The sequence below is a fragment of the Pseudomonas oleovorans subsp. oleovorans genome, from assembly GCF_002197815.1.
Taxonomy (GTDB): Bacteria; Pseudomonadota; Gammaproteobacteria; order Pseudomonadales; family Pseudomonadaceae; genus Aquipseudomonas; species Aquipseudomonas oleovorans.
Genome location: NZ_NIUB01000004.1, coordinates 119,877 through 140,442 on the forward strand (window position 1 = coordinate 119,877; position 20,566 = coordinate 140,442).

Genomic DNA, 20,566 nt, shown 5'->3' on the forward strand with positions numbered 1-20,566 from the left:
CAGCCCTGATTGCAATGACGCAGGATGTGCTGTGCGCACCGAAAAAACGGGCTAGCCCTCGGTGCGCTCGGCGCCCCCTACCTCGCCAGGTCGCCCGTCATCAGGCGCAACGCCGGACTGCGCAGCATGTCCAGCACGGTATCGACCAGCGCTGGCGCCTGCTGCGCGAGGTCGAAGTTGGGCAACAGCAACCAGTTGGACTCGATACCTTCCATATAGGCATGCAGACAGACGGCCGCCCGCGCACAGTCCAGGTCGCTCGGTAACTGGCCCTTGTTGACCGCGTTGCTCAGCGCCTTGGCGATACGCTGATCGCATTCCAGGCTCAGCGCCTGCATGCGCTCGCGCAGACCGAGCAGCTCACCGGTGTATTCACACTTGTAGCGCAGGATGTCGTGGGTGCGGTGAGTCTGTGGCTCGCAGGCCGGACGCGTCAGTGCCGTGATCAGCAATTCACGCATGCAACCCAGCGGGTCCGGTTCGTCCTCGCTCTCGCTGGCACGCGCCAGTTCCTCGAGCGGCAGGCGCAGGCGTTCGAGCATCGCCTGAAACAGGTCTATCTTGTTCTCGAAATGCCAATAGATGGCGCCGCGACTGACGCCGGCTTCTTTCGCCACTTCGGCCAGCGACGCACGGGAAACGCCCTGGGCATGGAACACCCGCTCAGCAGCATCGAGTATTTGCACCCGCGTCGCCTGCGCTTCCTCTTTGGTTCTTCTGGCCATCTGTCACCTACTGTCGCATTGCCGTAACCCTTCGGTAAGGAAGGACGGGCGAGAGTATGAAGGCAGCTTTAGGCATTTACAAACATTCACGCATGTAAGTATATTCCTGCATCGATTTTCCCCCTGCCTTCGCCCCCTTCGCGCCCCTTGGGCCATGATTCGATAAAAACGAGGTTCTCAGATGCACTCGAAGCCAGCCTTCGCTGTCTTGGTTTCCGCCATCGCCGTGGCAATGCTCAGTCTCACCGGCTGCCAGGAATCCAGCGCCCCACAGACCCAGCAAACCCCGCAAGTCGGGGTAGTCACGCTCGAAGCCAAACCCTTCGCACTGACCAGTGAAGTGCCGGGGCGCACCAGCGCCTATCGCATCGCCGAGGTGCGCCCACAGGTCAACGGCATCATTCAGAAGCGCCTGTTCACCGAAGGCAGCGAGGTCAAGGCGGGCCAGCAGCTGTACCAGATCGACCCGGCCACCTACCAAGCCGCGTTCAAGAGCGCGCAGGCCACGCAACTGTCCGCCAAGTCCCTGGCTGATCGCTACAAGCTGCTGGTTGCCGACAAGGCCGTCAGCCAGCAGGCCTATGACGAAGCCCGCGCTGCCGCTCTGCAGGCCGAGGCCGCACTGGAACAGGCACGCATCGACCTGCGCTACACCAAGGTGATGGCGCCGATCAGCGGTCGCATCGGCCGTTCCGCAGTGACCGAAGGCGCGCTGGTCAGCAACGGTCAAGCCAACGCCATGGCCACCATCCAGCAACTCGACCCGATCTACGTCGACGTCACCCAGTCGAGCAAGGAACTGCTGCGCCTACGCCGCGACCTGGCCGAAGGACGTTTGCAGAAGGCCAGCGACAGCGCCGCCAAGGTCGCGCTGAAACTGGAGGACGGCAGCCGCTACGCGCATGAAGGCACGCTGGAATTCTCCGAGGTCGCAGTGGACGAAAGTACCGGTTCGGTGACTCTGCGCGCGGTATTCCCCAACCCTGATCACCTGCTGCTGCCGGGCATGTTCGTGCATGCCGAGCTGGTCTCCGGGGTCAAGCAGAACGCCATTCTCGCCCCGCAGCAAGGTGTCACCCGCAACCAGCGCGGCGAACCCACGGCGATGGTGGTGGGTGCAGACAACAAGGTTGAACTGCGCGTGCTCAAGGCTGATCGCACCGCCGGCAGCGCCTGGCTGGTCGAGGAAGGCCTGAACGCAGGCGACCGCCTGATCACCGAGGGCCTGCAGTTCGTACAGCCCGGCGCCGAGGTCAAGGCCGTGCCGGCGACGAACGTCAAGACCGAACAGCCTGCCCAAGACGCCGAACCAGCCAACGGCCAGGACTAACGGAGAAGTACTGAATGTCCAGATTCTTTATCGACCGGCCGATCTTCGCCTGGGTGATCGCCTTGGTGATCATGCTGGCGGGTGGCCTGTCCATCCTCAAGCTGCCGATCAACCAGTATCCAAGCATCGCGCCGCCCGCCGTTTCCATCCAGGTCAGCTACCCGGGCGCCTCCGCGCAGACGGTGCAGGACACCGTGGTGCAGGTGATCGAGCAGCAGCTCAACGGTATCGACGGCCTGCGCTATGTCAGCTCGGCCAGCAACTCCGACGGCAGCATGGAGATCATCGTTACCTTCGAACAGGGGGTGAACCCGGATATCGCCCAGGTTCAGGTGCAGAACAAGCTGCAACTGGCGACACCGTTGCTACCGCAGGAAGTCCAGCAACAGGGCATCCGTGTGACCAAGTCGGTGAGCAACTTCCTCATGATCATCGGCGTGGTGTCGAAAGACGGCAGCATGACCCGTGAAGACCTGTCGGACTACATCGTCTCCAACCTGCAGGACCCGATTTCGCGGACCAAGGGCGTCGGTGATTTCCAGGTGTTCGGCGCGCAGTACGCCATGCGCATCTGGCTCGACCCGACCAAGCTCAACAGCTTCCAGCTGACCCCGGTTGACGTGCGCAGCGCCATCCAGGCGCAGAACGTGCAGATTTCCTCCGGCCAGTTCGGCGGGCTGCCGGCGTCGCCGGGCAATCAGCTCAACGCCACCATCATCGGCAAGACCCGCCTGCAGACCCCGGAAGAGTTCCGCAAGATTCTGCTCAAGGTGCAGGCCGATGGCTCCCAGGTGCGCCTGGGTGATGTCGCCAAGGTCGAGCTGGGCGGTGAAAACTACGCCATCAACGCGCAGTTCAATGGCCTGCCGGCCTCCGGTCTGGCGATTCGCCTGGCCACCGGTGCCAACGCCCTGGACACGGCCAAGGCAGTGCGTGAAACCATCGCCAATCTCGAGCCGTTCTTCCCGGCCGGCATGGAAGTGGTCTTCCCCTACGACACCACACCGGTGATCTCGGCTTCCATCGAAGGGGTCGTACAGACCCTGTTCGAGGCCATCGTGCTGGTGTTCCTGGTGATGTTCCTGTTCCTGCAGAACCTGCGCGCCACAATCATCCCGACCATGGCGGTGCCGGTGGTACTACTCGGGACCTTCGGCATACTTGCCGCGTTCGGTTTCTCCATCAATACCCTGACCATGTTCGCCATGGTCCTGGCCATCGGCCTGCTGGTGGACGACGCCATCGTGGTGGTGGAGAACGTCGAGCGGGTGATGCGCGAGGAAGGCCTGTCACCCAAGGAAGCGACCAAGAAATCCATGGGGCAGATTCAGGGCGCGCTGGTGGGTATCGGCCTGGTGCTGTCGGCGGTGTTCCTGCCGATGGCCTTCTTCGGCGGCTCCACCGGGGTCATCTACCGGCAATTCTCCATCACCATCGTCTCGGCCATGGCCCTGTCGGTGCTGGTGGCGCTGATCTTCACGCCGGCGCTGTGCGCTACCCTGCTCAAACCCATCGACAGCGACCACCACGAGGCCAAGCGCGGCTTCTTCGGCTGGTTCAACCGTACCTTCGACCGCGGCAGCAATGCCTATCAGCGCGGCGTGGCGGGCATGCTCAAGCGCAAGACACCGTACCTGATTCTGTACCTGGTGATCGTCGCGATCATGGCCTGGATGTTCACCCGCATTCCCACCGCCTTCCTCCCCGAGGAAGACCAGGGCGTGCTCTTCGCCCAGGTGCAGACGCCGTCCGGCTCCAGTGCCGAGCGCACCCAGGTGGTGGTCGACGAGATGCGCCAGTACCTGCTGGAAGAGGAAGCCAGCACGGTTCAATCGGTGTTCACCGTCACCGGCTTCAACTTCGCCGGCCGCGGTCAGAGCTCCGGTTTGGCCTTCATCATGCTCAAGCCCTGGGGTGAACGTCCCGGCGCCGAGAATGGCGTAGCCGCACTGGCGCAACGGGCGCAGATGCACTTCTTCAGCTTCCGCGATGCCCTGGTATTCGCCTTTGCCCCGCCGGCGGTGATGGAGATGGGTAACGCCACTGGCTTCAACTTCTTCCTGCAGGATCAGGCGGGTGTTGGCCACCAGGTGATGAACGAGGCACGTGACAAGTTCCTGCAACTGGCCAACCAGCACCCGGTACTCGACAGCGTGCGCGCCAACGGCCTGCGTGACGAAGCGCAGTACCAGCTGCTGATCGACGACGAGCGCGCCCGCGCCCTCGGCCTCTCGCTGGCGGACATCAACAGCACCCTGTCGATCGCCTGGGGTGCCAGTTACGTCAACGACTTCATCGACCGCGGTCGAGTGAAGAAGGTCTACCTGCAGGGCGTGGCCGACGCACGTATGGCCCCGGAAGACCTGAACAAGTGGTACGTGCGCAACGACCAGGGCCGCATGGTGCCGTTCAGCGCCTTCGCCAGTGGCGAGTGGACTTACGGCCCGCCTAAGCTGGCGCGCTATAACGGCGTGTCGGCGGTGGAAATCCTCGGTGCGCCGGCGCCCGGCTACAGCACCGGTGATGCCATGGCTGCCGTCGAGGAAATCGCCTCGCAGTTGCCACAGGGCGTCGGCTACTCCTGGACCGGTCTGTCCTACGAGGAACGCCTGGCCGGCTCGCAGACCACGGCATTGTTCGTGATCTCGGCCATCGTCGTGTTCCTGTGCCTGGCAGCGCTGTACGAGAGCTGGTCGATCCCGTTCTCGGTGATGCTGGTGGTGCCGCTGGGGATCATCGGCGCGCTGGCCTTCACCGAGCTGCGCGGGCTGTCCAACGACGTGTTCTTCAAGGTCGGCCTGCTCACCACCATCGGCCTGTCGGCGCGTAACGCGATCCTTATCGTCGAGTTTGCCAAGGCGCAGTACGAACAGGGCATGACCTTCGCTGAAGCCGCCATCGAAGCCTGCCGCATGCGTCTGCGCCCGATCATCATGACCTCGCTGGCGTTCATCCTCGGCTGTCTGCCGCTTGCCATCGCCAGTGGCGCCGGCGCGGGCAGCAAGCACGCCATCGGTACTGGGGTGATCGGCGGCATGCTCAGCGCGATGGTGCTGGCGATCTTCTGGATTCCGCTGTTCTACGTCGTGGTCTGCTCGATTTTCGAGAAGAAGCGCCCCGAGCCGGCCAATGAAAAAGAGAAGGAGGCACTGCAATGAGGCAGTCCCTGTTGTCCCTCGCCGTGGCCGCCGCTCTGCTCAGCGGCTGCAGCCTGATTCCCGACTATCAGCGCCCTGACGCTCCGGTGGCCGCCGACTGGCCGCAAGGCGAAGCCTATGGCAGCGCCACCAGTGAAGGCAGCCGTGCAGCAGCAGACCTGCAATGGCGCGAATTCTTCCGCGACCCGGCACTGCAACAACTGGTGCAGGTGGCACTGGAAAACAACCGCGACCTGCGCGTCGCCGCGCTGAACGTCGAGGCCTACCGCGCGCTGTACCGCATCCAGCGTGCCGACCTGCTGCCTTCGGTTTCCGCCGACGGCGCCGGCACTCGCCAGCGCCTGCCGGCCGATCTGAGCCAGACCGGTGAAGCCCGCACCAGCGGTCAGTACAGCGCGACCCTGGGCGTCAACGCCTGGGAGCTGGACTTCTTCGGTCGTATCCGCAGCCTCAGTGAGCAGGCCCTGCAGCAGTACCTGGCCACCGAACAGGCCCAGCGCAGCACGCAGATCAGCCTGGTCGCCAGCGTCGCCAACGCCTACCTGCAATGGCAGGCGGATCAGGCGCTGCTGCAACTGACACGGGACACCCTAAAGACCTTCGAGGAAAGCTACCAGCTGACCCAGCGCAGCTTCGACGTCGGTGTCGCCGATGCCCTGGCCCTGAGCCAGGCACGCAGCTCGGTGGACAGCGCGCGGGTCAGCCTGGCGCAGTACCAGCGCCAGGTCGCTCAGGATCGCAACGCCCTGACCCAACTGCTTGGCACCAGCCTGCCCGCCGACATGCCACAGGGCCTGGCATTGAACGCCGAACTGCTGGAGCAGGTTCCCGCCGGCTTGCCCGCCGACCTGCTCCAGCGTCGCCCTGACCTGCTGCAGGCCGAGTACCAGCTCAAGGCCGCCAACGCCAACATCGGCGCGGCGCGCGCGGCGTTCTTCCCCAGCATCAGCCTGACGGCCAATGCCGGCACCGCCAGCAGCCAGTTGTCCGGCCTGTTCGACGGCGGCTCGGGTACCTGGCTGTTCCAGCCGCAGATCAGCCTGCCGATCTTCAACGCCGGTCGCCTGCGCGCCAACCTCGACTATGCCGAGCTGCAGAGCGATATCCGCGTCGCCGAGTACGAGAAAGCCATCCAGGTGGCCTTCCAGGAAGTCGCCGACCGCCTTGCCGCGCGCACCACCTACCGTCAGCAACTGGATGCCCAGCGCGCCCTGCTGGAAACCACCGAAACCTACTACGAACTGGCCGAGCGCCGTTACCGCACCGGCGTGGACAGCTACCTGACCCTGCTCGACGCCCAGCGTCAGCTGTTCAGCGTGCGCCAGCAACTGATCGCCGACCGCCTGGCCCAGCTCAGCAGCGAAGTGGAACTGTACAAGGCCTTAGGTGGTGGCTGGAGCAATACGGGGAGCAACGCCCCACAAGGTTGACCGCGCGTAACCCGCTTCAAGGACGACCTTATCCAACGCGCCGCCCCCGCAGTCTTTGCGGGGGCGTTTTTTACGAGTCCTGACGGGACTGGGTTCCATACCGTAGCCCCGGATGAAATCCGGGGACCGTTGGCGCTGCCTGGGTGTCGGCGCGGCATGGACAGCATGGCGCTGTTCTGCGCTCAGCTCAGCTCGGCCAGCAGCTGTGCGCAATCCTGCGCGTGCAGCCCTGTCAGCTCCGGCCAGAGGTTGTCCGGCAGGTTGACCAGTACGCTGCGCGCACCGGCGGCCTGGGCGCACTCCAGGTCGAAGCGGTAGTCGCCGACCATTACCAGCTCACGCGGCGTAACGCTCCAGCGCTCGGCCAGGTGCAGCAGCCCACCCGGATGCGGTTTGGGTGGAGCCTCGTCGCGGCCAAGAATGTCCGCCCTGGCAAAGCAGTCATCCAGGCCGATGGCCTGCAACGTCAGCAACGCCAGCGAGTGAGCATTGCGCGTGAGGATGCCGAGCTGGCAGCCACGCTCGCACAGGGTGCGCACCAGCTCGATGGCGCCCGGCGCCGGGCGCGAGGCCACCGCCAGTTCGCGCTCGTGCTCGAGCAGCCAGGCATGCTTGGCCGCGGCCTCCTCTGCCGGTAGCGCCGCCAGGTGATGAAGGATGTCCTCCTCCTGGGGAATGCCCAGCGCCCGCTTGATCGCCGGGAAATCATGCACGGCCAGGGTCAGGGTGCCGTCCATGTCGAACACCCAGTGACGTGCTTCGCGCAATCTATTCACTTCCAGTCCTCGCGCACGCGGGTCAGGCCTTCCTGCGCGGCCGAGGCCACCAGCTCGCCCTGGCGGTTATAGATGCTGGCACGGGAGAAACCACGGGCGTTGCCGGCCCAGGGGCTGTCCATGGCGTAGAGCAGCCAGTCATCCATACGCAGGTTGCGGTGGAACCACAGCGAATGGTCGAGGCTGGCCACCTGCATGAATTTCTGGAACACCGACACGCCATGCGGCTGCATCGAGGTGGTCAGCAGGTTGAAGTCACTGGCGTAGGCCAGCAGGTACTTGTGCAGTTGCGGGTCGTCCGGGAGCTCGCCGGCAGCGCGGAACCACACGTACTTGACCGGTTCACAGGGCTGCGGGGCAAAGGGGTTGATCAGCGTCACCGGGCGGATCTCGATCGGCTTGTCGCTGATCAATCGCTCACGCATGCGCTCGGGAATCATCGGCGCCACCATGCGTGCCAGCTCGGTTTCCGACTTCAGGCCCTCGGGGCCGGGAACGTCCGGCATCGGGCTCTGGTGGTGAAAACCTTCCTCCTCGTACTGGAACGAGGCACTACAGAAGAAGATGGGATGGCCCTTCTGTACCGCCACCACGCGGCGGGTGCTGAAACTGCCACCATCGCGGGTGCGCTCGACCTGATAGACCACCGGCAAACTGGCATCGCCGGGACGCAAGAAATAACCGTGCATGGAGTGCACGTGGCGCGCCTCCTCGACCGTCTGGCTGGCGGCGGAAATGCATTGGCCAAGCACCTGGCCGCCGAACAGTTGACGAAAACCGAGATCCTGGCTGCGGCCACGGAACAGGTTTTCCTCGATCTGTTCCAGGCTCAGCAGCGCGACCAGATCGTCGAGTACCTGGGTCATGGAGTGTCTCCTCGTGCAGGGGTAACAGACCGTTGAAAAACTATCTGCGTTGGCAATACTGCGTTAAAAACGCCCTCAAAATGCTCATTTAGTATACTAAACTGCGCTTTTTCGGCCGTTTTTGCCTTGTCTTGCCTGCCTCGCCTACGTTTTTTCAACGGTCTGGGAATCGCGGTTGGGAATAGGCCGACAGGGACGTCAGGCGTTCATCCCATACAGCGCGGCCAAGGGTGAAATGGTAAAGACTTTGCCAGCCGCTGTCGGCATCGCCGAGCAATTCCCGCAAAGCGTCGTCGAAATAACAACCGATGCCAGTACCCGAAAGCCCGGCCGCCTCGGCTTCCAGATAGAGCACCTGACCAATCTGGCCACATTCCCAGTAGAGCCGTGGATAACGCCAGGCGCCATCTGCCACGGCGCCCTCCACCCGTGCCAGCATGGCCAAGGCCACACAGCCGTCGGCGGCAATGTCCTGGCCGCAGCTGAGAAACCCCGCCAGGCCACGCGCATCGCCTTCGAGCAGGCGATACAGTGGCAGCTCCTCGTCCACCCGCTGCCACAGGTAATCCTCGCGTAGCGGCTGCACGCCGCTGCCCGTGCGATCCAGCCAGTACAGACCCGGCGCCAGGCCCTGCACACGATGGACGAACAGCAGCAGGTCGATCTCGCTCGGCTCACCGCTGACGGCGAACGGCACCGGCGATTGCACCGGCATCAGTCGGCGCAGCCAGGCCAGCAGCAGTGCAGCCTGAATACCGCTGCGGCCGTCCATGCTTTGCGCACTGCGCCGGCGATGCAGGATAGGCCTCAAGGGCAGGCCGGGGTTGTCATTGCGAACACCAGCAGCATCTACGCTCCAGGCGGCGCGAGGACGTGCCGGTGCACGGCATAGCCCATGTATGCGCCGCAGCTCGGGCCAGTGGCGATAGTCGCGTGACAGACGATTGGGCACACCGGCCCGCTCAAGCTGCGCCAGCCCGGTCAGCAGGGGCTCGGGCAGCGCAAACTCCATCGTCTGCGCCGGGCCGATCCACAGCAGACAGTCGCCGTGTTCGGCCTCATGAAAGCCCGCATCATCCAGCCCCAGCAGGCCGTCCAGACGCACTTCGGCCACGCCATGCAGCATGCGCACCTGCCAGCCCTGCACGCTGGCGGCGATGGCCAACGCCGCCAGGGCATGGCCGAGATCGTGCTGACAGTAGCGGTAGGCGCGCTCGCCGTACTTCCAGGCTTCGCGCCAGGCAATGCTACTCAGGCCGAGGAGAAAACCGCCGGGCGGCAGGCTGTTGGCGAGTCGCTGGCCGAACGGCGGCGGCAGCTCGCTGCGCACCTCCAGGCCATGGACATCCGGCGCGTAGTGCGCCAGCACACCGCCCTCATCCACGACACCCGGCGGCAGCAGCAGATAGGCTTCAGTCGGGTGCAGGTTGCCGGATGACGGGTTGACCCGCAGCGCCCAGCGACTGCCGCCAGCCTCCTTCCAGGCGGAAATGGCCAGGCTGTCGTACAGCAGTTGCGAGACGCTGGCTCGATTCAGTGGCGCGGGCGGCGCCTGCGGTCCGGCGAATGCAACATCGTAGGCCGGCCCCTCTTCCAGCGGGCGGTGGTACAGCTCGATCAGCCGGGCACCGTCGTAGCGACGAAACGGTGCCGGCTGAGTCGCCCAATCCAACTGCCCCGGCCCCGGTGCGAAGCGCTCGGGGGCGTGTTTGCTGAGCTGGTGATAGGCGAGCACGTCCGTCATCGCTGCGCCTCCCACTGCTCGCGGCTTATGCGGTAGAGCACGTGCGGCTGCAAGGGATGACCGGACGGTACGCGCGGATGGAGAAAATCGCCGCTATCGTCGCGCTGCATACCGATGCTACGCATCACCGCCTGCGACGGCAGGTTGGCCGGCACGGTGAAGCTCAATACCTCGTCCAACCCAAGCTGCTCGAAGGCCACGGCCAGTGAAGCGCGCGCCGCCTCGCTGGCATAGCCCTGGCGCCAATGGGCGCGCGCCAGGCGCCAGCCGATCTCCACAGCCGGCACGAACGGCGCATCGAAGCCGACGTGCGCCAGGCCGGTGACTCCGATCAGTTCGCCACTGTCGCGCCGCTCCAGCGCCCAGAAGCCAAAGCCGTGCTCAGCGAAATGCGCCCGGATGCGCGCCAGCAGTTGTGCGCTCTGCTCCGCGTCCAGAGGCGACGGGAAATGGCGCATCACCTCGGCATCGGCATTGAGTGCGGTCAGCGCCGGCAGATCAGTGTCGCGCCAGGCGCGCAGCAACAGCCGCTCGGTGGAAGTTTCGATCAGGGGCATGGCGGTTGTCTCGATTGGCTGCGACCATAAAGCGTCGACTCGATGAGCCCTTATTGTATGCCGCATACAGCCCGCCCTTCGCGGCCAGGCATCGTTTCCCCATGAAGAAATTCCGCCTGCTGCACGATCACCTGGTCGACAGCGACCTGACTGGCGAGCTGTCATACGAGAACCCGCGCAGAAAATATCTGGCAAAGCCAGGCATAAAGGACGACGACAGATAGCATGTACCACGGAGAAAAATTCAACGCCTGGAGCCACCTGATCGGCGCCGTTCTGGCGGCCATCGGTGCGGTATGGCTGCTGGTACTGGCCAGCTCCACGGGCGACCTGTGGAAGATTGTCGCAGTGGCCATCTACGGTGTCACCCTGCTATTGCTGTACAGCATCTCCACCCTCTACCACAGCATGCGCGGCCCGGCGAAACGGGTGATGCAAAAACTCGATCACCTGTCGATCTACCTGCTGATTGCCGGCAGTTACACCCCTTTCTGCCTGATCACCCTGCGTGGTCCCTGGGGCTTGACCTTGTTCGGCATCGTATGGGGCCTTGCGGTGATCGGCATGCTGCAGGAAATCAAACCCCGCTCCGAAGCACGTGTGCTGTCGTTGATCATCTACGCGGTGATGGGCTGGATTGTGCTGGTGGCGGTAAAGCCCCTGATCGCCGCCCTGGGCATGACCGGCTTCAAATGGCTGGCGGCCGGTGGCGTGCTCTACACCGTGGGCATCATCTTCTTCGCCTACGACAGCCGCTTTCGTCATTGGCATGGCATCTGGCACCTGTTCGTCATGGCCGGCAGCCTGCTGCACTTCGTGGCGATTCTGTTCTACGTGCTGTGACGACTTTCTTGCGCCGATTGAAAGACGTTCAACCTGGGCGGTCTGTTTCGCGTGTGGTGATAAAGCCAAACTGTGCCCCACTGCCTACCTGACGCAGGGCGAATCTCCGCCGTCGTTGATCACCGAGGCAGCCGCGACAGCGGATAACGCATTTTTAGCCTATTCGCCCTTCCCAGCGCACAACAGGAAACCTGTAATGACATCTCTTTCTCGCCCCATCCGCCGTGCAGCCAGCGCCACCCTGCTGGCTCTGTCCTTGCCGTTTTTCAACTCGGCCCTTGCTGCCAAGGTCGGCGACCTGGAAGTGGTCGCCGAACTGCCGATCCGCCCCGGCAACGTCGCCCCCAGCGCGGACAACCGGGTGTTTGCCACGGTCCATCCCTTCGGCGAGCCTACTACCGCTCAACTGATCGAAATCACCGGCCGCGACAGCTACAAGCCGTGGCCCACCAGCACGGTGCAACGCGGCACTGCCGCCGCCAACGATGCGCAGATCGATACGCCGCTGGGTATCGCCATCGATGGCAAGAACCGCCTGTGGATAACCGACATGGGCCTGAACCTGGGCAAAACCCGTCTGTGGGGCTTCGATGTTGCGACTGGCAGTGAGCTGTATCGTATCGAACTGCCTGCCGATATCGCGCCCAAAGACAGCTTCATCCAGGACCTGGCCGTCGACGACAAAGAGGGCTGGATCTACCTGGCGGACATTGCCAACCCCGGCCTGATCGCCGTGGAAATCAGCAGCGGCAAGACGCGGCGCTTCAGCGGCCATGCCGCGCTGCAAGCAGAGCCCGACGCCAGGATGGTCATCGGCGGCGCGCCGATCCAGTTCCAGGGCAAACCCGCCAACGTGGCGGTCAATCCAATCACCCTGTCGGCCGACCATGCCACCCTGTACTTCGGCGCCATGAACGGCAAGACCTGGTACTCGTTGCCCAGCAAGCTGCTGCGTGACGGCGCCAGCGACGAGCAAATCGCGGCGGCCATCCAGCGAGTCGGCGCCAAGCCCGTTTCCGACGGCGCCGGCACCGACGCCAAGGGACGGCATTTTTTCACCAATCTCAACGACAATGGCATCGACCTGCTCGATACCGACGGCGCGCTCAAGCCGCTGGTACGCGACGCCCGACTGGACTGGCCGGACAGCGTGCATGTGGGCCACGACGGCTGGCTGTATATCTCGGTCAATCAGCTGTACAAAACCCCGGCCTTCACCGGTGGCACCGACAGCGGCAAACCGCCTTATCGCGTGATGCGCGTGTGGCCGGGAGAATAAGCGACCCCACTATCCGTGCTCTGACGGTTTGATCGCCGATTGCACCACTTGAGTCGTTGCCCACCAGGCCACGCCCACAGCGCTGGCACTAGCCAGTACTGTGGGCCAGGCTCGGAGAAGGTTTCGATCAGGGGCGTGGCGATTGTCTCGATTGGCTGCGACCATAGCGCGTCGATTCGATGAGCACGCACTGCATGCCACTACCGTTGGTCTACCACGAGGATTACAGCCCGCCCTTCCCGGCCGGGCATCGTTTCCCCATGGAGAAATTCCGTCTGCTGCGCGATCACCTGGTCGACAGCGGCCTGACCACCGATGCCGAGCTACAGCGTCCCGAGTTGTGCCCGGCGGAGATCCTCGCCCTGGTGCATTGCCCGGACTATATCGCCCGCTACATGGCTGGCGAGCTTTCCTACGAGGACCAGCGCCGCCTTGGCCTGCCCTGGAGCGATGCCCTGGCACGACGTACCGTGCGCGCCGTGGGCGGCTCGCTGCTGACCGCCGAACTGGCCCTGCGTCATGGCCTGGCCTGCCACCTGGCTGGCGGCACGCACCATGCGCATTACGACTTTCCGTCAGGATTCTGCATCTTCAACGACCTCGCGGTGATCGCCCGCTATCTGCTCGAAGCTGGACGCGTGCACCGGGTGCTGATTTTCGATTGCGACGTGCATCAGGGCGACGGCACCGCGCGGCTGCTGGAAGACGAACCGGACGCCGTTACCGTGTCGCTGCATTGCGAGCAGAACTTCCCGGCACGCAAGGCGCAGAGCGACTGGGATATCCCCCTACCGCGCGGCATGGGCGACGAGGACTACCTAAAGGTGGTGGACGACATCCTCAACTACCTGCTGCCGATCTACCAACCGGACCTGGTGCTCTACGATGCGGGTGTCGACGTGCACAAGGACGATGCCCTGGGCTACCTGCAACTCACTGACGCGGGCCTTGCCGCCCGTGACGAAGCCGTGCTGCAGCATTGCCTGGGCCGCGATATCCCGGTACTCGGGGTGATTGGCGGCGGCTACTCCAAGGACCACGCCGCCCTCGCCCGCCGCCACGGTATCCTGCATCACAGCGCGGCGAGGGTTTGGGCTGCGCGCGGGTTGGGCTAGACACTCGTAGGGCGGGTGAAACCCGCCAATTCGCAGGTGGCGGGTTGCTCCCGCCTCCAGAAGGCATCCCCCTCCGCGACAGCATCTCCCCTCACAGAGCAACCACGGTATGGCAGCGCGAGGATTGGACTAGCCCTGTAGGGCGGGTGAAACCCGCCAATTCGCCAGTGGCGGGTTGCACCCGCCCTACGTGATCCTGACGATCAGCCGGCCAGCACCTTGTCCAACGCCTGCTCCAGGGTCGCCACGGTACGCTCGATATTGCCCAGCTTGTCCAGCCCGAACAGGCCCAGGCGGAAGGTCTGGAAGTCCGCCGGTTCGTCGCACTGCAGCGGCACGCCGGCGGCGATCTGCAGGCCGACGGCGGCGAACTTGGCGCCGGTCTTGATCTGCGCATCGTCGGTGTAACAGACCACCACGCCCGGCGCCTCGAAGCCCTTGGCGGCGACGCTCTTGAAGCCGCGCGCGGCCAGCAGTGCGCGCACCCTATCACCGAGTTCCTGCTGTTGCTCGCGCACCTTGGCGAAGCCGATGGCCTTGGCCTCCAGCATGGCGTCGCGGAAACGCGCCAGGGCATCGCTGGGCATGGTGGCGTGGTAGGCGTGGCCGCCCTGCTCGTAGGCCTGCATGATCTGCAGCCATTTCTTCAGGTCGCAGGCGAAGCTGGTGCTCTGCGTCGCTTCGACGCGCGCCTGGGCGGCTTCGCTGAGCATCACCAGCGCGCAACACGGCGAGGCGCTCCAGCCCTTCTGCGGGGCGCTGATCAGCACGTCGATGCCGCAGGCCTGCATGTCCACCCAGAGGGTGCCGGAGGCGATGCAGTCGAGCACGAACAGGCCGCCGACCGCATGCACCGCATCGCTCACCGCGCGCAGGTAATCGTCCGGCAGGATCATGCCCGACGAGGTTTCCACGTGCGGGGCGAACACCACCTGCGGTTTCTCGGCGGCGATGCTCGCCAGCACCTCGTCCAGCGGCGCCGGAGCGAAGGCGGCTTGCGGGCCTTCGGCGACTGGGCGCGCCTTGAGCACATGGGCTTCGGCGGGAATCCGGCCCATCTCGAAGATCTGCGTCCAGCGGTAGCTGAACCAGCCGTTGCGGATCACCAGGCACGTCTGCTCGGTCGCCAACTGCCGCGCCACCGCCTCCATGCCGTAGGTGCCGCTGCCGGGCACGACTGCCACGGCGTGGGCGTTGTAGACCTGCTTCAGGGTGGACGAAATATCGCGCATCACGCCCTGGAACGACTGCGACATATGGTTCAGCGAGCGGTCGGTGTAGACCACCGAATATTCGAGCAGGCCATCGGGATCGATATCGGGGCAGATCTGGGACATAACGGGCTCCAGCCAAAAAGGTTCGGACAGAACCTGCCCCAACCCAGGGCAAATGACAAGGCCGTAATGCACTCGGGTAGAATGCGCAGCCTTTCTCGGATCGTTCCGCCACCATGACCACACACACGTCACCCAACGCTCATCACGTCGCCATCATCGGCGGCGGCCCTGCCGGGCTGATGGCTGCCGAAGTGCTGGCGCAAGGCGGCGTGCGCGTGGAGCTGTTCGATGCCATGCCCTCAGTGGGGCGCAAATTCCTGCTGGCCGGCGTCGGCGGCATGAACATCACCCACTCAGAATCCAAGGACGCCTTCATCGGCCGTTATGGCGAGCGTCAGGCCGAGATCGCAGCGCTGCTGCGCGAATTCGACGCTGATGCCTTGCGCGAGTGGATTCATGGCCTGGGTATCGACACCTTCGTCGGCACCTCCGGCCGTGTGTTCCCCTGCGACATGAAGGCCGCGCCGCTGCTGCGCGCCTGGCTGCGCCGGCTGCGCGAGCTGGGCGTGATGATCCACACCCGCAGCCGCTGGCTGGGCTGGAACGCCGATGGCAGCCTGCGCATCGTCAGCGCGGACGGCGAGCGCGCCCTGGCCGCCGATGCCTGCCTGTTGGCCTTGGGTGGTGGCAGCTGGGCGCGACTGGGCTCCGACGGTGCCTGGGTGCCGCTGCTGCAGGCGCGCGGTATCGAGGTCGCGGCGTTGAAGCCGAGCAACTGCGGCTTCGAGGTCGAGGGCTGGAGCGATCATCTCAGGGAAAAATTCGCCGGGGCGCCACTGAAGAACGTCGCCTTGAGCCTGCCTGGCCAGGCGCCTCGCATCGGCGAGTTCGTGCTAACTGCAGGCGGCATCGAAGGCAGCCTGGTGTACGCCTTTTCCGCCGATATCCGCAGCGCCATCGAGGCCGACGGCCAGGCCGTGATTCACCTCGACCTGTTGCCGCGGATGCCATTGGTCAAGCTGCTGCAGGCGCTGGCCAAGCCACGCGGCAAGCACTCGATGGCCAAGCACCTGCATCGCCAGGCCGGGCTGGACGGCGTGAAGGCTGCCCTGCTGCGTGAACTGGCGCCGGCTGCCGCATTTGCCGAACCGGCTGCTCTGGCGTCCTGGATCAAGGCGCTGCCGATCACCCTGCTGCGCCCTCGGCCGCTAGATGAGGCGATCAGCAGCGCTGGCGGCGTGCCCTTCGCGGCGCTGGACGAAGGACTGATGCTCAGATCCCTGCCCGGCGTGTTCTGCGCCGGTGAAATGCTCGACTGGGAAGCGCCCACCGGCGGCTACCTGCTCACCGCCTGCTTCGCCAGCGGGCGGGTCGCGGCGCTGGGCCTACTCGACTGGTTGCATGCCGTGTAGTTGTAGGGTGGGCCGGGCGGCGAGCGCTTCAGCGCCATCTGCCAGGGTTTCATCGGCGAGACCATCGCCGGAGAGGCGCTGCTGCTGTTCCATGACTCGGAAGTGGACGACATGGCGTGCCTGCTCGGCTGGCAGCCGGAGAACAAAGCGCAAACCTCGGAGATGTTACTGGACCAGGCCAGCATGCCAGTCTCGACCAGCTGATCCAGGTCAACCGCCAGCGCTGGGGCAAAACCCTGGCCGTGGAGATCAGCTATAGCCTGGAAGGCCATGCCATCCACTTCGATCTGCTGTTGTTCACCGAAGATTCGATCAAACGCCTGACCAACAAGATCGACTACCTGATGGAGTGAGGCGATGCCCGCACAGATCGATATCAAGGAAGTTCACCGGCTGCTCGACATCGCGCAATGCATCGACGTCGGCGTGGTGGTGCTCGACCGCCAATACCGCCTCGAAGTGTGGAATGCCTTCATGGAGAACCATTCCGGGCTGGGGCCGGACCAGGTACAGGGGCGTTCGTTGTTCGAGCTGTTCCCGGACATTGACCGCCCCTGGCTGGAGCGCAAAGTGGAAAGCGTGGTGCAATTGGGCACCCGGCTACGGTTCTAGGTTTCCATGCGCCATGGCCGTCGCGGTTAAAGCCCCTCCCACGGAACATGTCCTGCCATGTGGGAGGGGCTTTAGCCGCGAGCGATCTGCCCCGGATTTCACCCGTGCTACAACTGAGTGCGCTGCCCTACTTCTTGCCGCCTTTGGGCTTGCTGCCGAAGCTCGGTACCTTGCGCACAGCCTTGGCCTTGGGCTTGGCGTCCTCTTCCTCGAACCAGCGGCCGAGGTGAATATTGCCCCTGCCGCCGCTCTTCGCGGTGCCCGCACCGGGGATCAGCTTCTGCTTGGGTTTCTTCGGTTTTTTCAGCACCTGGCCACCGACCGCCGTCAGCGGTACGCGGTGATCGGGGATGAAGTCCGGCTCATCGACACGCTTGATCAATTGCTGGGTCAGGTTCTCGATCGCCGCCAGTTGATCCACCTCGTCGGCGCAGACCAGGGAGATCGCCTCGCCCGTACTGCCGGCGCGGCCGGTACGACCGATACGGTGCACGTAGTCTTCGGCGTTGATCGGCAGGTCGAGGTTGACCACCAGCGGCAGGTCATCGATATCCAGGCCACGCGCGGCCACGTCGGTGGCCACCAGAATCTGCACCTCGCCAGCCTTGAAGCGTTCCAGTGCGCGCAGGCGGCTCGGCTGTGGCTTGTCGCCGTGAATCGAATCGGCTGACACGCCCATGGCCAGCAGCTCCTGTTCGAGCTGATCGACACCCTTGCGGGTCTTGGCGAACACCAGCACCTGGCCCCAGCGTTTTTCCTGCAGCAGGTGCAGGAGCAGCTCGCTCTTGCGCTTCTTGTCCACCGGGATCAGCCACTGTTTGACGCTCTTGGCCGCCGCATTGCGCGGACTGACCTCGACCGACAGCGGGTCGCGCAGCAGCTCGCCGGCCATCTGCCGGATGGCATCGGAAAAGGTGGCGGAGAACAGCAGGGTCTGGCGCTTTTTCGGCAGTGCACTGAACAGCTCGTCCAGCTCGCGGGCAAAACCCAGGTCGAGCATGCGGTCGGCCTCATCCAGCACCAGGGTCTGCAACTGGGAGAACTTCACCGCGTTCTGCCGATACAGGTCGAGCAGTCGCCCCGGCGTGGCCACCAGCACATCGACGCCCTTGCGCAGCTTCATCATCTGCGGGTTGATGCTGACCCCGCCGTACACCGCATAGCTGGTCAGCGGCAGGTGCTGGCCGTAGCTCAAAAGGCTCTGCAGCACCTGCTCGGCCAGCTCGCGGGTCGGCGTCAGCACCAGCGCGCGCACGCTGTTGCTGGCGACCTGCGGGCCTTCCAGGGTCAGGCGCTGCAGCAGCGGCAGGGCGAAACCAGCGGTCTTGCCGGTGCCGGTCTGCGCCGCGGCCATCAGATCACGACCCTTGAGCACGGCCGGGATGGCCTGGCTCTGTACCGGGGTCGGGGTCTGGTAGTCGAGATCAGCAAGGGTATGCAGCAACGGCTCGATCAAACCGAGAGAGGCGAAGGTCATGACGGGTAACCGCAGGAAGTAAAAGAACTGGCGCGTAGTTTACCCGTGCCAACCCGCTTGTAGGAGCCCGCTTGCGGGCGATTGGCAACGGATCGCCCGCAAGCGGGCTCCTACACAAGAAGCGGCGTACGATGTAAGCCGGGCTACGATGTGGCCAACAACGCCCGCACCTTGGCCGCCGACAGATTCTGCAACTGGCAGAGAAAGGCATGATCGGCCTGGTGCCGGCCATGGCGCTCGCGCAACAGGCCGAACAGGTGCAGTGTCAGGTTCGCTGCCATCTCGGCATCGGCCAGCGCACGGTGGGCGCGGCCGGTATCCGGCAGGCCGGCCCAGGCATTGAGGTTGCCCAGCTTGTGGCTTGGCGCCTCGGGCAGCAGACGGCGCGACAGCAGCAGCGAACAGGCGAAGGGCTGCGCACGACGCCGGCGTACCCGCGCCAGCTCGGCGTCCCAGAATTTCTGGTCGAAGGAAGCGTTATGCGCCAGCAACGGCCTTTCGCCGATGAAGTCGGCCACCTCGTTCATCACCTGCTCCGACGGCGGCGCCTTGCGCAGCATGGCGTTGCTGATACCGGTGAGCTGCTCGATGAATGGCGGCACCCAGGCGCCGCTATTCATCAGGCTCTGGTAGCGGTCGACGATGCGCCCGTCCTCGATGATCGCCACGCCGATTTCGGTGGCGCGCGCCTGAGCCGGCGACACGCCAGTGGTTTCGAAGTCGATGACGGCAATGGATTCCACGTAAAACCTCAGAACATGTGAAGAAGTCGTCGCGAGCGATGGCAGGTCGCGTTTCGCCTGCGCGCAGCAAGCGGAGTGTATTGAAATACATGAGCATGGCGAGCACAGCGGTGAACCTGCTGACAGCGTCTCAGTGATTGCGCAGCAACAATTCACCCTCGATGGGCACGTACAAACTGGCCGCGCGAATCAGCGACTGCGCCGTCAGCCCGGGCGCGCCATAGGCGATGGCCTCGACGCCACGACTGCGCACGCGCTCGAGCAGCAGGTCGAAGTCGCCGTCACCGGAGGCCAGGACGATCTCGTCGACGCGCTCGACGGCATCGAGCACGTCAATGGTGATGCCGACATCCCAGTCGCCCTTGGCCGAGCCGTCGCTGCGCTGGATGTAGGGTTTGAGCTTCACGGTGAAGCCCAGCTTGCGCAGGGTCTGCTGGAACTGCTGCTGTTTGGCGTCACCACGGTCAATGGCATAGGCGTACGCCTCGACGATTACGCCACGGCGGCTGACCTCGGCCCACAGCACGCTGTAGTCGAAGTGGCAGCCATAGACCTGGCGCACCGTGTAGTAGAGGTTCTGCACATCGGCGAATACGGCGATCTTCTTCACCGGGAGTCCTCGGGGGCGACGAAGGCACCAGTATGCCAGAGCTGGGCCGCGGATGCGGCCGGGGCTGGCCCGAGCGCGGCGCAGCCCCTATCCTTGGCGCCATGACGTTTCTACAACAGCTGTGCCAGCGTAACCTCGACCTGCTCCAGAGCCAGGGAATCAGCCACCGCCTGGTCGAGCATGAGCCGGTGCTGGATTACCCCACCGCCCATGCCGTGCGCCAACGTTTCGGCCTGCGCGGCGTGGAGAGCAAGAGTTTGTTCCTGCGCACCGGTGCTCAACGCTACGCCATGCTGATCAGCCTCGAAGGCGCCCGCGCCGACTGGGCCAGGCTCAAGACGCTGCTCGGCAGTCGCCCGCGCATCGCCAGCGACGAGGAACTGATCGAGCAAACCGGCTGCGTGCCGATGTGTGCCTGTCCGTTCGGCCATGACGCCGGCATCACCCTGCTGATCGACCGCGCGGTGCTGGCCTGCGACTTCCTGCTGTATTCACCCGGCCCACCCGAACTGACCCTGGAAGTGCCCGGCAGCGAACTGCCGCGTCTGCTCAAGGCGCAGCCCAACGCGCAGCTGGAGTACTCTTGAACCCATTCGACTGCCCCGGCGAACG

18 protein-coding genes and 2 pseudogenes are annotated in these 20,566 nt (G+C 64.6%); 11 read left to right on the forward strand and 9 right to left on the reverse strand.

The annotated features are described in order from the left end of the window. Positions 1–77: 77 nt before the first annotated feature. On the reverse strand, positions 78–725 hold the full coding sequence (locus tag PSOLE_RS03450) for a TetR family transcriptional regulator (RefSeq protein ID WP_074855298.1): 648 nt from the start codon (positions 723–725) through the stop codon (positions 78–80). Between the two features lie 181 nt (positions 726–906). On the opposite strand from PSOLE_RS03450, the gene PSOLE_RS03455 reads away from it, so the two are divergent. From PSOLE_RS03455 to adeC, 3 genes are read left to right on the forward strand one after another with little or no spacing between them, the layout of a single operon-like run. Next, positions 907–2,055, forward strand: coding sequence for an efflux RND transporter periplasmic adaptor subunit (locus PSOLE_RS03455; RefSeq protein ID WP_074855299.1), 1,149 nt, complete (start codon positions 907–909; stop codon positions 2,053–2,055). Between the two features lie 14 nt (positions 2,056–2,069). Then, entirely contained in the window at positions 2,070–5,213 is a 3,144-nt protein-coding gene (locus tag PSOLE_RS03460) for an efflux RND transporter permease subunit (RefSeq protein ID WP_074855300.1), read from the forward strand. After that, complete coding sequence (gene adeC / locus PSOLE_RS03465; protein ID WP_074855301.1) at positions 5,210–6,643, forward strand: AdeC/AdeK/OprM family multidrug efflux complex outer membrane factor; 1,434 nt, start codon at positions 5,210–5,212, stop codon at positions 6,641–6,643. Before PSOLE_RS03460 ends, adeC begins: the two co-directional genes overlap by 4 nt. A 182-nt stretch (positions 6,644–6,825) precedes the next feature. Here the strand turns inward: adeC and PSOLE_RS03470 are convergent, their stop codons facing one another. The 4 genes from PSOLE_RS03470 to PSOLE_RS03485 form a co-directional block, all read right to left on the reverse strand. Beyond that, positions 6,826–7,419, reverse strand: a complete 594-nt coding sequence (locus PSOLE_RS03470) for an HAD family hydrolase (protein WP_004424617.1) — start codon at positions 7,417–7,419, stop codon at positions 6,826–6,828. Continuing rightward, positions 7,416–8,285: an acyl-CoA thioesterase II gene (gene tesB / locus PSOLE_RS03475; protein WP_004424620.1), complete on the reverse strand. Its 870-nt coding sequence runs from the start codon at positions 8,283–8,285 to the stop codon at positions 7,416–7,418. The genes PSOLE_RS03470 and tesB overlap by 4 nt, the downstream gene beginning before the upstream one ends. Before the next feature lie 154 nt (positions 8,286–8,439). Beyond that, positions 8,440–10,029 (reverse strand): SagB/ThcOx family dehydrogenase, encoded by a 1,590-nt coding sequence (locus PSOLE_RS03480; protein ID WP_074855302.1) that lies wholly within the window; start codon positions 10,027–10,029, stop codon positions 8,440–8,442. Next, positions 10,026–10,586, reverse strand: a complete 561-nt coding sequence (locus PSOLE_RS03485) for a GNAT family N-acetyltransferase (RefSeq protein ID WP_074855303.1) — start codon at positions 10,584–10,586, stop codon at positions 10,026–10,028. Before PSOLE_RS03485 ends, PSOLE_RS03480 begins: the two co-directional genes overlap by 4 nt. A gap of 101 nt (positions 10,587–10,687) precedes the next feature. Between PSOLE_RS03485 and PSOLE_RS24900 the strand changes: the two genes are divergently transcribed. The 4 genes from PSOLE_RS24900 to PSOLE_RS03500 all read left to right on the forward strand — a co-directional run bounded on the left by PSOLE_RS24900 (position 10,688) and on the right by PSOLE_RS03500 (position 13,823). Next, positions 10,688–10,810, forward strand: a complete 123-nt coding sequence (locus tag PSOLE_RS24900; RefSeq protein WP_255311551.1) for a hypothetical protein — start codon at positions 10,688–10,690, stop codon at positions 10,808–10,810. A gap of 1 nt (position 10,811) precedes the next feature. Further along, positions 10,812–11,429, forward strand: a complete 618-nt coding sequence (gene trhA / locus PSOLE_RS03490) for a PAQR family membrane homeostasis protein TrhA (RefSeq protein ID WP_074855304.1) — start codon at positions 10,812–10,814, stop codon at positions 11,427–11,429. Between the two features lie 196 nt (positions 11,430–11,625). Continuing rightward, the gene (locus tag PSOLE_RS03495) at positions 11,626–12,708 is read left to right on the forward strand and encodes an L-dopachrome tautomerase-related protein (RefSeq protein ID WP_074855305.1); all 1,083 of its coding nucleotides are present in this window, start codon (positions 11,626–11,628) and stop codon (positions 12,706–12,708) included. A gap of 194 nt (positions 12,709–12,902) precedes the next feature. Further along, entirely contained in the window at positions 12,903–13,823 is a 921-nt protein-coding gene (locus PSOLE_RS03500) for a histone deacetylase family protein (RefSeq protein WP_074855306.1), read from the forward strand. Positions 13,824–14,026: 203 nt separating this feature from the next. Here PSOLE_RS03500 and PSOLE_RS03505 read toward each other — a convergent pair whose 3' ends face one another. Further along, a complete protein-coding gene (locus PSOLE_RS03505) occupies positions 14,027–15,160 on the reverse strand; it encodes an aminotransferase class V-fold PLP-dependent enzyme (protein ID WP_074855307.1) in 1,134 nt (377 codons plus the stop codon). 113 nt (positions 15,161–15,273) lie between these two features. Here PSOLE_RS03505 and PSOLE_RS03510 point away from each other — a divergent pair, with 113 nt between their 5' ends. The 3 genes and pseudogenes from PSOLE_RS03510 to PSOLE_RS03520 form a co-directional block, all read left to right on the forward strand. Next, positions 15,274–16,512, forward strand: a complete 1,239-nt coding sequence (locus tag PSOLE_RS03510; RefSeq protein ID WP_074855308.1) for a TIGR03862 family flavoprotein — start codon at positions 15,274–15,276, stop codon at positions 16,510–16,512. A gap of 18 nt (positions 16,513–16,530) precedes the next feature. Beyond that, positions 16,531–16,865, forward strand: a pseudogene (locus PSOLE_RS03515) (response regulator); the annotation flags it as partial. 4 nt (positions 16,866–16,869) lie between these two features. After that, positions 16,870–17,112, forward strand: a pseudogene (locus PSOLE_RS03520) (PAS domain-containing protein); the annotation flags it as partial. Between the two features lie 139 nt (positions 17,113–17,251). Here the strand turns inward: PSOLE_RS03520 and PSOLE_RS03525 are convergent. The 3 genes from PSOLE_RS03525 to PSOLE_RS03535 form a co-directional block, all read right to left on the reverse strand. Continuing rightward, positions 17,252–18,601, reverse strand: a complete 1,350-nt coding sequence (locus PSOLE_RS03525) for a DEAD/DEAH box helicase (protein WP_074855309.1) — start codon at positions 18,599–18,601, stop codon at positions 17,252–17,254. Positions 18,602–18,744: 143 nt separating this feature from the next. Next, positions 18,745–19,344: a 3'-5' exonuclease gene (locus PSOLE_RS03530; protein WP_004424645.1), complete on the reverse strand. Its 600-nt coding sequence runs from the start codon at positions 19,342–19,344 to the stop codon at positions 18,745–18,747. A gap of 130 nt (positions 19,345–19,474) precedes the next feature. Continuing rightward, complete coding sequence (locus tag PSOLE_RS03535; protein ID WP_004424647.1) at positions 19,475–19,954, reverse strand: LabA-like NYN domain-containing protein; 480 nt, start codon at positions 19,952–19,954, stop codon at positions 19,475–19,477. A gap of 101 nt (positions 19,955–20,055) precedes the next feature. Between PSOLE_RS03535 and PSOLE_RS03540 the strand changes: the two genes are divergently transcribed. Further along, positions 20,056–20,541, forward strand: coding sequence for a YbaK/EbsC family protein (locus PSOLE_RS03540; RefSeq protein WP_039965044.1), 486 nt, complete (start codon positions 20,056–20,058; stop codon positions 20,539–20,541). Positions 20,542–20,566: the final 25 nt, after the last annotated feature.

Coding starts and splice junctions, on each gene's coding strand:
- PSOLE_RS03455 (WP_074855299.1), top strand. CDS start 907: ATGCACTCGAAGCCAGCCTTCGCTGTCTTGGTTTCCGCCATCGCCGTG.
- PSOLE_RS03460 (WP_074855300.1), top strand. CDS start 2,070: ATGTCCAGATTCTTTATCGACCGGCCGATCTTCGCCTGGGTGATCGCC.
- PSOLE_RS03500 (WP_074855306.1), top strand. CDS start 12,903: ATGCCACTACCGTTGGTCTACCACGAGGATTACAGCCCGCCCTTCCCG.
- PSOLE_RS03525 (WP_074855309.1), bottom strand. CDS start 18,601: ATGACCTTCGCCTCTCTCGGTTTGATCGAGCCGTTGCTGCATACCCTT.
- adeC (WP_074855301.1), top strand. CDS start 5,210: ATGAGGCAGTCCCTGTTGTCCCTCGCCGTGGCCGCCGCTCTGCTCAGC.
- PSOLE_RS03480 (WP_074855302.1), bottom strand. CDS start 10,029: ATGACGGACGTGCTCGCCTATCACCAGCTCAGCAAACACGCCCCCGAG.
- PSOLE_RS03540 (WP_039965044.1), top strand. CDS start 20,056: ATGACGTTTCTACAACAGCTGTGCCAGCGTAACCTCGACCTGCTCCAG.
- PSOLE_RS03510 (WP_074855308.1), top strand. CDS start 15,274: ATGACCACACACACGTCACCCAACGCTCATCACGTCGCCATCATCGGC.
- trhA (WP_074855304.1), top strand. CDS start 10,812: ATGTACCACGGAGAAAAATTCAACGCCTGGAGCCACCTGATCGGCGCC.
- PSOLE_RS03495 (WP_074855305.1), top strand. CDS start 11,626: ATGACATCTCTTTCTCGCCCCATCCGCCGTGCAGCCAGCGCCACCCTG.
- PSOLE_RS03505 (WP_074855307.1), bottom strand. CDS start 15,160: ATGTCCCAGATCTGCCCCGATATCGATCCCGATGGCCTGCTCGAATAT.
- PSOLE_RS03485 (WP_074855303.1), bottom strand. CDS start 10,586: ATGCCCCTGATCGAAACTTCCACCGAGCGGCTGTTGCTGCGCGCCTGG.
- PSOLE_RS24900 (WP_255311551.1), top strand. CDS start 10,688: ATGAAGAAATTCCGCCTGCTGCACGATCACCTGGTCGACAGCGACCTG.
- PSOLE_RS03450 (WP_074855298.1), bottom strand. CDS start 725: ATGGCCAGAAGAACCAAAGAGGAAGCGCAGGCGACGCGGGTGCAAATA.
- tesB (WP_004424620.1), bottom strand. CDS start 8,285: ATGACCCAGGTACTCGACGATCTGGTCGCGCTGCTGAGCCTGGAACAG.